The sequence below is a fragment of the Jiangella sp. DSM 45060 genome (genome assembly GCF_900105175.1).
Lineage (GTDB): Bacteria > Actinomycetota > Actinomycetes > Jiangellales > Jiangellaceae > Jiangella.
Genome location: NZ_LT629771.1, coordinates 1,576,840 through 1,590,332, shown reverse-complemented (window position 1 = coordinate 1,590,332; position 13,493 = coordinate 1,576,840). Strand labels below are relative to the sequence as shown.

Genomic DNA, 13,493 nt, shown 5'->3' with positions numbered 1-13,493 from the left:
CGACCGTGAGCCGATCCGATGTCCTGCTGGACGTGCAGGGACTGAAGACCCACTTCGCGACCGACGACGGCGTCGTCCGGGCGGTCGACGGGGTGGACCTCAGCCTCGCCCGCGGCCGCACGACCTGCCTCGTCGGCGAGTCGGGGTGCGGGAAGTCGATCACCGCGCGGTCCATCCTGCAGTTGGTCGACCCGCCGGGACGGATCACCGCGGGCCACGTCTGGTGGCACGGCGACCCCGGCGCGGCGGAGCCGGCCGACCTCGCCGCACTGGACCCGCGCGGCGAGCGGATGCGGTCGATGCGCGGCGCCGACATCTCGATGATCTTCCAGGAGCCGATGGCCGCGATGTCGCCGATGTACACCGTCGGCGAGCAGCTGGTCGAGGCGATCCAGCTGCACCTGCCGCTGTCGCGCCGCGAGGCCACCGAGAAGGCGGTGCACCTGCTCGGCCGGGTCGGCATCCCGCGGCCGGAGCAGCGGATGCATGCCTACTCGTTCCAGCTCTCCGGCGGCATGTGCCAGCGGGTCATGATCGCCATGGCGCTGGCCTGCGAGCCGTCGCTGCTGATCGCGGACGAGCCGACCACCGCCCTGGACGTCACGACGCAGGCCCGCATCCTCGACCTGCTGGCCGAGCTGCAGGCCGACACCGGCATGGCGATGCTGTTCATCACCCACGACCTCGGCGTGGTCGCGGAGATCGCCGACGACGTCGCCGTCATGTACCTCGGCCAGGTGGTCGAGGAGGGGTCGGTCACCGAGGTGTTCGACCACCCCCGCCACCCCTACACGCAGGCGCTGATCGCGTCGGTCCCGCGCCTGGGCAGCCGGGGCGGTCGGACGTCGCGGCTGGCCGCCATCGAGGGGATCGTCCCGCACCCGCTGCTGCGCCCGGCCGGCTGCTCGTTCCACCCGCGCTGCCACGCGCCGGTCGGCGACGCCTGCGAGGAGCTGACGCCCGAGCTGCACGAGGTGGACGGCGGGCCGGCGGCGCGCTGCCACTGGTACGACGACGCCGTGCGGCCGGAGGGGCGGACGCTGCCGCTGATCCCGGCCGCGCCCGCCGTCGCCGCCGCTCCCCCGGCGCCGGTCGCGCGCGACGAGGCGGCGCCGGTGCTCGAGGTGCGCGACCTCACCGTGCACTACCCGGTGAAGCGCGGCCTGCTCAACCGCACCGTCGGGCACGTCCGCGCCGTCGACGGGGTGGGCCTCACCATCGCGGCCGGCGAGACGCTGGGCCTGGTCGGCGAGTCCGGCTGTGGCAAGACCACGCTGGGCCGGGCGGTCGTGCGGGCGCTCGCGCCGACGTCCGGGCAGATCGTGTACCACGGCGACAAGGGCGCGGTGGACCTCGCCGGGCTGTCCGACTCCGCGCTGCGCGCCTACCGCGGCCAGGTCCGGATGATCTTCCAGGACCCGTTCAGCGCGCTGAACCCGCGCATGACGTTGCTCCAGCTGCTGGCCGAGCCGTTCCGCAACCCGGCGGTGCGCCGCGACCGCGTCGACTCCGAGACCGAGCAGCGGGTGGCCGACATGCTGGTCCGCGTCGGGCTGCGCCCGGAATACATGCGCCGCTACCCGCACGCGTTCTCCGGCGGGCAGCGGCAGCGGGTGAACATCGCGCGGGCGCTGATCACCCGGCCCCGGCTGGTGGTCGCCGACGAGGCGGTGTCGGCGCTCGACGTGTCGGTGCGCGCGCAGATCCTCAACCTGCTCGCCGACCTGCGCGACGAGTACGACCTCACCTACCTGTTCATCAGCCACGACCTGTCGGTCGTGGAGCACCTGTGCGACCGCGTCGCGGTGATGTACCTCGGCCGGATCGTCGAGACCACGACGACCGACCGGCTGTTCGACGCGCCGCAGCACCCGTACACCGAGGCGCTGCTCTCGGCGGTGCCGGTCGCCGACCCGCACCGCCGCGGCGGCCGGACGACGCGGCTGTCCGACGAGCTGCCCGACCCGGCCGCTCCCCCGCCCGGCTGCGCGTTCCACACCCGGTGCCCGCACGTGCGCGCCGAGCGCTGCGGCACCGAGGTCCCGCAGTTGCGCGGCATCGCGCCGGGCCACGACGTCGCCTGTCACCACGCCGAGGCCCTGGAGCTGCGCGGCGTGCGCCACCCGATCTCGTCGCCGAGCTGAGGCCGGCGACCCGGTAGAGGAGGTACCGCACATGGCCGAATCCCTCACCCGACGCCGGTTACTCGGAGCGGCCGGCGCCACTGGCGCCTGGCTGGCCTGGGCTGCAGCCGGCAACTCCGCCCACGCCGTCTGGGCGAAGCCGCGTTTCACCGTCAACCCGTTCACGCTCGGCGTCGCCTCCGGCGAGCCCACCCCCGACGGCATGGTCCTGTGGACCAGGCTGGCGCCGGACCCGCTGGCCGCCGACGGCGCCGGCGGCATGCCCGCCCAGGTCGTGCAGGTGCAGTGGCAAGTGGCGACGGACCCGGCGTTCGGCTACGTCGTCGCCGCCGGCACCACGCCCGCGACGCCGGAGCTGGGGCACTCCGTCCACGCCGAGGTGACCGGGCTGGCCGCCGACCGCGAGTACTACTACCGGTTCCGCGTCGGCGCCGACACCAGCGCCGTCGGCCGCACCCGGACCACCCCCGTCACGCCGGGCGGCAGCCGGCTGACGTTCGCGCTGGCCTGCTGCCAGAACTACGCGGCCGGCTACTACACCGCGTACGAGCACCTCGCGCAGCAGGACATCGACCTGGTGGTGTTCGTCGGCGACTACATCTACGAGGGCCCCGGCCAGGGCTCGATCGGCCGGGCGCACCAGCCGCCGCGGGAGATCTTCACGCTGGCCGACTACCGGATCCGCTACGCCCAGTACAAGTCCGACCCCGCCCTGCAGGCGGCGCACGCCCGGGCGCCCTGGCTGGTCGTGTTCGACGATCACGAGGTCGACAACGACTGGGCCGGCGACCAGCCCAGCGACGGCCAGACGGTCGAGGACTTCCTGCGGCGGCGCGCGGCGGCGTTCCAGGCGTACTACGAGTCGATGCCGCTGCGCCCGTTCTCGGCGCCGGTGGGCGACGACATCCAGGTGTACCGGCGGGCCACGTGGGGCGGGCTCGCGACGTTCCACATCGTCGACACCCGGCAGTACCGCGACCCGTACGCCTGCGGCGGCGCCGAGTTCTCCACGTGCCCGGAGGCGTTCGACCCGGCCCGCACCATGCTCGGGTTCGCGCAGGAGACATGGCTGGCCGACGGGTTCCGGCAGTCGCGGACCAGCTGGGACTTCGTCGCCCAGCAGGGCGCGTTCGTCCGGCGGTGGGTGGACCAGAACGGCGTGCTGATGCTGAAGATGGACGCCTGGGACGGCTACGTCGGCTCCCAGCAGCGGGTGACGCAGGCCTGGGTCGACGCCGGCGTCCGCAACCCGGTGGTGCTGTCGGGCGACATCCACGCGCACTGGGCCTCGGACCTGAAGCTCGACTACGACACCCCCGGCGCCCCGCTGGTGGGCTCGGAGCTGATCGCGACGTCCATCTCGTCGGGCGGCACCGGCCGCGACCACGTCCCCGGCGTGCACCCCATCTTCGCCGACAACCCGCACCTGCGCTTCTACACCGACCTGCGCGGCTACATCACCGTCACGGTGACGCCGGACCGGCTGCAGGCCGACTACCAGTGCGTCCGCGACGTCATGGTCCCCGATGCCGAGGTGTTCCGGCGCGCGTCGTTCGTCATCGACGACGGCGTGCGCGGGCTGCGCCAGACCTACGACGGGCCGCCCGCCGCGGCGCCGGCCCGCGAGCTCACCGAGGCCGAGCGGCGCGCGGCCATCGACGCGCTGATCGCGTCGGAGACCGGCGACGAGCAGGAGGGCGTGTGACCTCTCCGCTCGACGGCAATCCGCTGTCCGGCCGGGACGACCTGCAGCGGGCGGTGCGGGACCTGTGGGCTCCCGTCGCCGCCCGGCTCAGCCCCGGCCGGGCGCGGGCCCGCCTGGGCCACACCGCCGCCATGTTCCCCGACGTCGCGGCCGAGCTGGAGGGGTTCGCCCGGCCGCTCTGGGGACTCGCGCCGCTGGCCGCCGGCGGCGGTGAGGTGGACTGGGCGCCGATCCGCGCCGGCCTGGCCGCCGGCGCCGACCCGGCCCATCCGGAGTACTGGCGCCCGCCCGGCCACCGCGACCAGCGGCTGGTCGAGATGGCCGCGATCGGCGTCGCGCTCGCGCTGGTCCCGGACCGCGTCTGGACCCCGCTGCCGCAACTGGCGCGGGCCGGGCTGGCCGGCTGGCTGTCCGAGATCAACCGGGTCGACGTGGTCGACAACAACTGGCTGTTCTTCCGCGTCCTCGTCAACGTCGGGCTGGAGCGCGTGGGCGCGCCCGGGTACGACCCGGACGCCGAGACCGCCGCCCTGAACCGGCTCGAGACGTTCTACCTGCGCGACGGCTGGTACCAGGACGGGCCCACCGGCCGGTGCGACTACTACGTCCCGTGGGCCATGCACTACTACGGCCTGCTGTACGCGCGGCTGGCCGGCCACCGCGACCCCGCCCGCGCGGACCGGTTCCGCGACCGCGCGGCCCGGTTCGCGCGCGAGCACGTGCACTGGTTCGCCGATGACGGCGCGGCGGTGCCGTACGGGCGCAGCCTCACCTACAGGTTCGCCCAGCACGCGTTCTGGGGCGCGCTCGCGTACGCGGACGTCGAGGCGTTGTCGTGGGGAGTGGTCAAGGGCCTGCTGCTGCGCGGCCTGCGCTGGTGGGCGGGCCGGCCGATCGCCGACAACGCCGGTGTGCTGACCATCGGGTACGGCCGGCCGAACCTCATCATGGCCGAGGGCTACAACTCGCCCGGGTCGCCGTACTGGGCGATGAAGGCGTTCCTGCCGCTCGCCCTTCCTGGCGACCACCCGTTCTGGCGGGCCGAGGAGGCGCCGCTGCCGGAGCTGGACGCCGTCACCACCCAGCCGGCGCCCGGCATGGTGCACTGCCGATCGGACGGGCACGTGTTCACGCTGGCGGCCGGGCAGCCCGGGGCGCGGTTCCGGCACGGCGGCGAGAAGTACGCCAAGTTCGCCTACTCGACGGCGTTCGGGTTCAGCGTGCCGGGCGGCGGGCACGGGCTGGCCGAGCGCGCCGCCGACTCCATGCTCGCGCTCAGCGACGACGACGTGCACTGGCGGGCCCGCGCCGACCCGGACGAGACCCGGGTCGGCGACGGCGTGGTGTGGTCGCGCTGGACGCCGTGGCCGGACGTCGAGGTCGACACCTGGCTGCTGCCGTGGCTGCCCTGGCACGTGCGGGTGCACCGCCTCAGCACCTCGCGGACGCTGTTCAGCGCGGAGGGCGGCTGGGCCGTCGGCCGCGACGACGACGCGCCGCAGGCCGCGCCGGACGGTCCCGGCGCGGCCGCGGCGTCCGGCCCGGGCGGCGCCAGCGGACTGCGCGACCTGCTCGGCGGCAGGGACGGCGTCACCGTCCTGACCGGCCCGAACACCAACCTGCTGGAGCCGCGGGCGGTGCTGCCTACGCTGCGCGGACGGCACGACCCGGGCGAGCACTGGCTGGTGTGCGCGGTGCTCGGCACCACCCGGCCGGACACCTGGGCGGCATCCTGGACCCGTCCGCCGACCCTGGACCGGCTGCGCGCCGTGCTGCCGGCCGAGGTCGACCTCCCGGAGGTGATCACGTCGTGACGGCACCGCGCCGCCCCAACATCCTGTTCCTCATGACCGACGAGCACCGCTTCGACGTCGCGGGGTTCGCCGGCGACCCGGTGGTCCGCACGCCGGTGCTGGACGAGCTGGCCCGCAGCGCCGTCGTGTTCGGCAACGCCTACACGCCCGCGCCGATCTGCGTCCCCGGGCGGCAGGCGATGATGGCCGGGCAGTTCCCCCGGCACTGCGGCGTCGAGCGGTTCGGCGACGACCTCGCGCCCGGCCACCTCACCTTCGCCCGCCAACTCGCACTGCACGGCTACCGCACGGTCGCGGCCGGCAAGCTGCACCACGTCGGCGTCGACCAGGCGCAGGGCTGGACGCACCTGATCGGCATGGAGAGCGGTGTCGCGCCGCACCACCTCGCCGGCCGCGACGAGGACTCCTACCGCGGCCTGCCGACGCCGGCCACGCACAAGTGGTCGCAGGTCACCGAGGTCAAGCGGGCCGGCATCGGGCGGTCGCCGTACGTGGCCCGCGACGAGTACACCGTGGCCGGCGCGCTGCAGTACGTCCACGAGCATTTCGTCGACAGCTACTACGACCGTGCGATCCCCGAGGTGCCGCTGCTGCTCAAGGTGAGCCTGCACCAGCCGCACTACCCCTACCTCACCCCGCACCGGGAGCTGTTCGAGCACTACCTCACCCGCGTGCCGCTGTACGAGGACCAGGAGCTGTCCGGCCATCCCGTGCTCGGCGGCCGGCGCCACGTCGTGCGGGCCGGCATCGAGGTCACGCGGCGCGAGCAACAGCGCGCGGTGGCCGCCTACTACGCGATGATCGAGGCCGCCGACGCCCTGTTCGGGCAGGTGCTCGACGGGTTACGGCTGGCCGGCCAGGACCTCGACGACTGGATCGTGGTGTTCACCAGCGACCACGGCGAGATGCTCGGCGAGCACGGCGTGTGGGAGAAGCAGCGGTTCTACGAGGCCAGCGCCCGGGTGCCGCTGTTCGTCCGCTGGCCGCGGCGCTTCGCCCCGTCCGCCGTCACCCAGAACGTCAGCCTCTGCGACCTCTACGCCACGCTCTGCGAGCTGACCGGGGTGCCGGTGCCCAAGGGCCTGGACAGCCGGAGCCTGGCGCCGCTGCTGTCCGGCGACGCGTCCGGCTGGGACGACGAGGCGGTCTCCCAGTTCGACGGCACCCGGCTGATGATCAAGCGGGGCGCGCTCAAGTACCAGTGGTACGGCGACGAGGGGCCCGAGGTGCTGTTCGATCTCGAGGCCGACCCGGGCGAGCGGCGCGACGTCGTCGCCGACCCGCGGCGCGCGCCGGCACTGGCCGCGTTCCGGCTGCGCCGCGACGAGCTGGGGTTCGGGCCGGGCTGACGCCGCCGCACGGGTCGCGGGAACCGGCCGCGGCGGCCCCCGCCGCCCGGTTAGGGTGCGCGCATGACGTCGCAGCTCGTGATCGGCGGCGCCCTGCTCGCCGTCTTCGCCTGGCGCTTCCACCGCGAGCCCCGACGGCTGAGCAACGGGCTCCTGCTGCTGTTCGGCGCCGGGTTCGTGCTGCTCGGGCTGCTCGACGAGCTGGCGCCGGAGGTGCTCGTCGTCCTCATCGCGGTGTCGCCGCTGCTCGTCGTCGGGCTGGCGGTGCTGCTGATCGTCAACGGCGTGCGCGTGCTGCGCCGCGAGCGGTTCCGGCTCGGCAACGCGATGTCGCTGCTGGCCGGGCTCGCCATTCTCGCCGTCGTGGTGGTGGTCCCGGCCGGCTTCCTCATCGCCGCCCGCTCGCGGGAGCCCGGCGTGCTGCCGGCGCTGCTGCTCTCGCTGCTCGGCGTGGCCGGCTACATCGGGTTCCTGTTCACGCTGGTGACGCTGTACGCGCTGGTGTACTCGCGGCTGCGGCCGGCCCCGGGCAGCGCCGCGATCGTCGTGCTCGGATCCGCCGTCCCTCGCGGGACGGTGCCGCCGCTGCTCGCCGCCCGCCTGGACCGGGCCGTCGAGCTGTACCACCGCGAAGTGGCCGCGGGCCACGCGCCGCTCGTCATCGCGTCCGGCGGGCAGGGGCCGGACGAGCCGGTCGCCGAGGCGCACGCGATGGGCCGCTACCTGCGTGAGCGCGGCCTCCCCGCCGAGGTGGTGGCCGAGGAGGACCGGTCCCGGTCGACCCGTGAGAATCTCGTTTTCAGCCACCGGCTGCTGGCCGCCCGCGGCGACGACGGCCGGCTGCTCGTCGTCACCAGCAGCTACCACGCCCTGCGCGCCGCCATCCAGTCGCGGCAGCTGCGACTGCCCGCGCAGGTGGCCGGCGCCAAGACCGCCCGCTACTAGTCCCCAACGCGTTCCTGCGCGAGTTCGTGGCGCTGCTGGCCGACCACAAGCTGCTGCACGGGAGCATGCTCGCGCTGATCGCCGCCGGGCCGGTGCTGGTCTACCTGCTCGTGAGCTGAGCGTTCAGGCTTCTCTTAGACGGGTCCTAAGTCCGTCTCATCGGGGCCGCGCACCGTGTCCGCATGACGACACCGACCCGGCGGACCGTGCTCGCAATGATGACGACGGCCCTGGTGGCCCCGGTGGTGGCCAGACCTGCCGCGGCCGCCTCCACCGCCTCCGGAGGGGACGAGTTCGCGGCGGCGGTGCGCGACATCGTCGGGCGGCCGGAGTTCGCCGGGGCGCGCTGGGGCGCCGTCATCGCGCGGCCGGGCACGGACCCGGTCTACACGCTGCGGCCGGACGAGCTGTTCGCCGCGGGGTCGTCGTCGAAGATCTTCATCGCCGCCACCGCGTACTCGACGCTGGGGCCGGACCACCGCTTCCGCACGCCGGTGTACCGGACCGGCCCGGTCGAGGACGGCGTGCTGCACGGCGACCTCGTCCTCGTGGCCGGCGGCGACCTCGTGCTGGGCGGGCGGATCCAGCCGGACGGGTCGGTCTTTGCGCCGGAGCCCGACCACACCTACCCCGGTCGTCCGCCGGCGCCGGGCGATCCGCTGGCGGTACTGCGGAGGCTGGCGGCCGAGGTCGCGGCGGCCGGCGTCACCCGGGTGGGCGGGCACGTCGTCGTCGACGCGTCGTTGTACGCCGAGACGCCGGAGTCCGCGGGCGGCGTGGCGATGACCGTGTCGCCACTGACGCTCAACGACAACGTGATCGACGTGACCGTCACGCCCGGCGCCGCCCCCGGCGCCCCCGCGCGGCTGACGATCTCGCCGGACGTCGGCTACGTGACGATCGTCAACGAGGTCGCCACCGTCTCTCCCGGCGGCCCGCCCGGCCGGCCGCTGCGCTACACCGGCGACGTCGCGAACGCTGACGGCACGCGCACCGTCACACTCATCGGCGACCTCCCGGCCGGCGCGCCGGACGTCCACTGGAACTACCCCGTCCCCGGCCCGGCCCGGTTCGGCGAGCTGGCCTTCGCCCAGGCGCTGCGCGAGGCCGGCGTCGAGGCGCAGGCGGGACCGTCGTCCGGCGCCAGCGCGCCCGAGCACTACACCCGGCCGAACCGGCTCGCCGAGCACGTGTCGCCGCCGCTGTCGGAGGTGGTGAAGGTGATGCTCAAACCCAGCTCGAACGTGCACGCGACCGGCTGGCAGTACGTGATCGGCGCCATCGCCGGCCACGACCGCGACGACCCGCTCGCGGGGTACGCGCGGCTGCGGCAGCGGCTGTTCCGGCGGGCCGGCCTGGACACCGATCCGCCCGGCAGCGCGGACAACGACTACACCCCGGCCTTCTTCGTCGACTTCCTCGCCTACCTGAGCCGGCAGCGCTGGCTGCCCGAGTTCCGCCCGTCGCTGGCGATCCTGGGCCGCGACGGCACGCTCACCGACGTCTCCACCGACTCGCCCGCGGCCGGCCACGTCTTCGCCAAGACCGGTACCTCGCACCGCGGCGGTGGCCCGGACACCGATCAGGACCTCGCCAAGGCGCTGGCCGGCTTCATCGAGCGGCCGGGCGGCGACTCGCTGCTGTTCGGCGTCTTCATGGAGCACACCGTGCCGGCCGCCGACGCGACGAAGGTCCAGCAGCTGGCCGGCCAGGCCATCGGCGACATCGTCACGGCGGCCTACCTGCTGCTCGGGGAGGAGCGGTGATGAGCGCGCGTCCGCTGCTGTCGCGCCGCTCGGTGCTGGGCGGCGCGGGCGCCGTCGTCGTCGGCGCCGCGACGGCCGCGAGCTCCGAGGCCGCCGCCCCGCAGGACCTGCGCCCCGGCGGCCACTTCGACCGCCTCGTCGAGGAGCGGGCCGCGGACGGGCGGTTCTCCGGCATCGTCCGGCTGGCGCACCGCGGCAGGGCGGTGCTGACGCGGTCGTACGGGCTCGCGAACCGGGACCCGGATCGCCCGAACCGGCCGGACACCCGGTTCGACCTCGCCTCGATGACCAAGCAGTTCACCGCCGTCGCCGTCGCCCAGCTGGTGCAGCGGGGGCGGCTGCGCCTCGACGACCCCGTCGGCGAGTACGTCACCGGGCTCGAGTCCGCGGTCGCGGCCTCCGTCACCGTCCACCACCTGCTCACGCACACGTCGGGGTTCGGGCGGCCGCCGTTGCAGGGCCCGGGCGAGGAGCCGCCGCCCGCCCCGATCGGCGTCGAGCAGACGTGGGAGGCGCGGATGGAGCTGCTGCGATCACTGCCGGCGCCCGACTTCGCGCCCGGCAGCCGGCACCGGTACAGCAACGACGGCTTCTTCCTGCTCGGCGCCGTCATCGCCGCCGTCTCCGGCACGACCTTCCACGAGTACGTCGCCGACCACGTCTTCGGGCCCGCGAAGCTGCGCGACACCGGTTTCCCGACGGTGCGGCAGCTGCGCGCGGACGAGCGCTGGGCCCGCCTCTACGAGCCCCGCGACGGCGCCTTCGCCGACGTCACCGCGTCCGACCGGTTCCGCTACATCGGCGGCCCGGACGAGGGCGCCACCTCCACCGTCGCCGACCTGGTCCGCTTCGCCACCGCCCTCACCGACGACGACGTGCTGCTCGCGCCGGCCTACGCCCACCTCGTCACCAGCCCGAAGGTCGTCGCCCCGCCGCCGTCGCCGGACCGGCCCGGGCCGCCGCGCGACCACGGCTTCTACGGGTACGGCCACAGCAGCTCGATCCTGCGCGGGCGGCGCATCCACGGCCACTCCGGCAGCGGCCCCGGCCGCAGCACCAACCTGGACGTCTTCCCGGATCTCGGCTGGGTCAGCGTCGTCCTCAGCAACCACCACGACGACATCGACCCGATCGTCGGCCTCGCCCGCGAGCTCGTCACCGCCTGACCGGCGATGGCCGCCGCCGTTACGCGTTCGCCCGGCGCAGCCGCTCCGCCGCCTGGTCGAGCAGCGCGATGCCGGACAGCGGGACGCTGCCGTGCAGGAGCTCCCAGCGGGCGTTGTGCGCCGCCGTCCAGAGGCTGGCCGCCCAGGCGACCTCGAGTTCCTCGGCGGTGAAGGCGCGGCCGCGGCGTCGTTGGTAGGTCTCGAGGAAGGCGGCCGAGCTGTCGATCGGCGCCAGGGACGGCGGGCCGGCGTTGGCGAACGCCGCGCTCGCCGCGCCGGCGAGCGCCGCCTCGGGCTGCCACGCCAGGCTGTCCCAGTCGTGCACCACCCAGAGTTCGCCGTCGCGCCAGCGCAGGTTCTGCGCCTCGAAGTCGGCGTGGCCCAGCACCGGCGGCAGCGTCGACGCGAGCAGCCGGCGGCGGACCCGGACCGCGATGTCGAGGACGTGCTCGGTGACGACGCGCTGGTCGCGCTTGTCGAGGAAGCCGATGGCCGGCCACACGCCGCTGTCGGTGTGGTCCCACCGGGACCATCGCGGGTTCGGCAGCGGCGGCGCGACGTCGACGTCGCGCAGGCCGTCCATCAGCGCGGCGAACACCTCGGCGTAGCGGACCGCGACCGCGGGCGCGTCGCCCCGCAGCAGCTCGCCGCCGGGCCAGTGCGCCTCGGCGTGCACCATCAGCCAGCCGACCTCGATCGCCTCGGTGAGCGGACGCGGGCACGGGAACCCGGCCTCGGCCAGCGCCGTCTGCGCCGCGACGCAGGCCGCGATCCGCGGGTCGGCCGTGCGCACCTTCACCACCACCTCGGCCCCGCCGGTCAGGCGCAGCCCGAACACCACCGAGATGCTGCGCGCCTCGAACAGCAACTCGGCCGGCTCGCTCCCCAGCTGCTCGCGGCAGAACTCCGGCAGCCAGCCGGGCAGGTCGTGGAACCCCATGGACCCCGACTGTGCCACGGCCCACCTTCGCGTCACCTTCACACCAGCGTCAGGACCGCACCCCGGAGAGGGCGAAGAACTCCTGGCGGGAGCGGCCGTCGTCGCGCAGGGTGCCGAGCAGCGTGGACGTGACGGTGGTGGAGCCGATGGCCTGGACGCCGCGCAGCACCATGCAGCTGTGCTCCGCCTCGACGACGACGCCGACGCCCTTGGGCGCGAGGCGGTCGCACAGCCAGTCGGCGACCTGCTTGGTCAGGCGTTCCTGGACCTGCGGACGGCGGGCGAAGTGCTCCACGATGCGGGCCAGCTTGGACAGCCCGAGGATCCGCTCGCCGGGCAGGTAGCCGACGTGCGCGACGCCGACGAACGGCAGCAGGTGGTGCTCGCAGACGGAGCGGACCGGGATGTCACGGGCCAGCACCAGCTCGTCGTACCCCTCGTCGTTGGGGAACGTGGTGAGGTCGAACGGGCGCGGGGTGAACAGCTCGGCGTAGGCCCGGGCCATGCGCGCGGGCGTGCGCCGCATCCCCTCGCCGTCGCCGTGCACGCCGAGCGCGTGCAGGAAGTCGGCGGCGGCCCGTTCGGCGGCCTCGAGGTCGAGCTCGTCCTCGGGCTCGTGGACCACCCGCAGGTGCGTCGACGCGTCCACTCAGACCTCCAGCGCCGTCAGCAGCACCAGCACGACGGTGGCGACGGCGAACAGGCCGTGCCCGGCCACGACCGGCACCGGGAACCGTCCCTCGGCCGGCCTGGACGCGGCGTCGCCACCCCGCGCCCGGTACGCCGGCAGCCAGCGGGCCAGCATCGTGAAGCCCAGCAGCGCGACCGGGAGCAGCAACACCAGCGCCGTCCACGCCAGCGCGTCCTCGTCGGTGACCAGGTAGACGATCCAGACGACCAGCCCGATCGCGGCGAGCGCGAAGTGGCCGAAGATCAGCGCCGGTGGGAACCGGCTGGCGCCGGGCCGGCTCGGGCCGCCGTTCGCGACCCAGATGCCCAGCATGACGAAGCCACCTGCCGCGGTGACCAGCCAGGTGACCAGTGCGGCCACAGCCATGATGTCCTCCTCGAATCGTGGTGTGCGCGCGGCGGTCAGTGCCGGTAGCCCTCGGCCTGCGTGGTCTCGTCGGCCACCCGGACGCCGTAGTGGTAGGCCAGCTTGCCGCCGAGGTAGCCCGACACCCCGAGCGCCGCCAAGGCGGCCACCGACAGCACCAGCGGGCCGGGCGCGACCGCGTCGTCCAGCCCGCCGCCGTCGCGGCGCCACAGGAAGTTGGCCGCGTAGGCCACGGTGATCGTCAGGTTCAGGCTCATGTGCACGATGGCCGTGCGGAACGCCGCGGTGCCGGGCGGGATGGCGAACAGGTCGAGGAAGCCCACCATGGCCGCGGCGATCGCGCCGAGCACGCCGATGCCGATCAGCCACATCGACCCGCGGGTCAGGAACTCCGGGTCGGACACCGCCTGCGAGGACAGGTCGAACACGAGGCTCGCGACCCACGCCCCGATCGGCACCGTCACCAGGATCGGGTGGAACGGGTGCCCGTACGGCCCGGCCAGCCACCGGCTCACCGGCCGCTTCGCCTGCTCCATGCCGCTGGTCATGGCGACCTCCTTTTCACTAACAGATATTGGTCTTATTCGGCGACGTGGTCAAGTTCCCG

At 74.3% G+C, this 13,493-nt stretch carries 11 protein-coding genes; 7 read left to right on the top strand and 4 right to left on the bottom strand.

Annotated features, from left to right (window positions below):
- Window positions 1–5 precede the first annotated feature (5 nt).
- The 7 genes from BLU82_RS07050 (at window position 6) to BLU82_RS07020 (ending at window position 10,889) form a co-directional block, all read left to right on the top strand.
- The gene (locus BLU82_RS07050; protein ID WP_197682782.1) at window positions 6–2,144 is read left to right on the top strand and encodes an ABC transporter ATP-binding protein; all 2,139 of its coding nucleotides are present in this window, start codon (window positions 6–8) and stop codon (window positions 2,142–2,144) included.
- Window positions 2,145–2,175: 31 nt separating this feature from the next.
- On the top strand, window positions 2,176–3,849 hold the full coding sequence (locus BLU82_RS07045) for an alkaline phosphatase (protein WP_092617666.1): 1,674 nt from the start codon (window positions 2,176–2,178) through the stop codon (window positions 3,847–3,849).
- Window positions 3,846–5,663 (top strand): DUF2264 domain-containing protein, encoded by a 1,818-nt coding sequence (locus BLU82_RS07040; protein ID WP_092617663.1) that lies wholly within the window; start codon window positions 3,846–3,848, stop codon window positions 5,661–5,663. The genes BLU82_RS07045 and BLU82_RS07040 overlap by 4 nt, the downstream gene beginning before the upstream one ends.
- Window positions 5,660–7,012, top strand: coding sequence for a sulfatase-like hydrolase/transferase (locus tag BLU82_RS07035; RefSeq protein ID WP_092617660.1), 1,353 nt, complete (start codon window positions 5,660–5,662; stop codon window positions 7,010–7,012). The genes BLU82_RS07040 and BLU82_RS07035 overlap by 4 nt, the downstream gene beginning before the upstream one ends.
- 63 nt (window positions 7,013–7,075) lie before the next feature.
- Window positions 7,076–7,957: a YdcF family protein gene (locus tag BLU82_RS07030; protein WP_092617657.1), complete on the top strand. Its 882-nt coding sequence runs from the start codon at window positions 7,076–7,078 to the stop codon at window positions 7,955–7,957.
- 182 nt (window positions 7,958–8,139) lie between these two features.
- A complete protein-coding gene (dacB, locus tag BLU82_RS07025; protein WP_092617654.1) occupies window positions 8,140–9,723 on the top strand; it encodes a D-alanyl-D-alanine carboxypeptidase/D-alanyl-D-alanine-endopeptidase in 1,584 nt (527 codons plus the stop codon).
- Window positions 9,723–10,889: a serine hydrolase gene (locus tag BLU82_RS07020; RefSeq protein ID WP_092617651.1), complete on the top strand. Its 1,167-nt coding sequence runs from the start codon at window positions 9,723–9,725 to the stop codon at window positions 10,887–10,889. Before dacB ends, BLU82_RS07020 begins: the two co-directional genes overlap by 1 nt.
- 19 nt (window positions 10,890–10,908) lie before the next feature.
- On the opposite strand, the gene BLU82_RS07015 is transcribed toward BLU82_RS07020, so the two are convergent.
- From BLU82_RS07015 to BLU82_RS07000, 4 genes are read right to left on the bottom strand one after another with little or no spacing between them, the layout of a single operon-like run.
- Complete coding sequence (locus BLU82_RS07015) at window positions 10,909–11,829, bottom strand: phosphotransferase (RefSeq protein ID WP_092617648.1); 921 nt, start codon at window positions 11,827–11,829, stop codon at window positions 10,909–10,911.
- Window positions 11,830–11,878: 49 nt separating this feature from the next.
- Complete coding sequence (gene folE, locus BLU82_RS07010; protein ID WP_092617645.1) at window positions 11,879–12,478, bottom strand: GTP cyclohydrolase I FolE; 600 nt, start codon at window positions 12,476–12,478, stop codon at window positions 11,879–11,881.
- Entirely contained in the window at window positions 12,479–12,886 is a 408-nt protein-coding gene (locus tag BLU82_RS07005) for a hypothetical protein (RefSeq protein WP_092617642.1), read from the bottom strand. It abuts the gene before it with no gap.
- A gap of 35 nt (window positions 12,887–12,921) precedes the next feature.
- Window positions 12,922–13,434, bottom strand: a complete 513-nt coding sequence (locus tag BLU82_RS07000) for a DUF2231 domain-containing protein (RefSeq protein ID WP_197682781.1) — start codon at window positions 13,432–13,434, stop codon at window positions 12,922–12,924.
- Window positions 13,435–13,493: the final 59 nt, after the last annotated feature.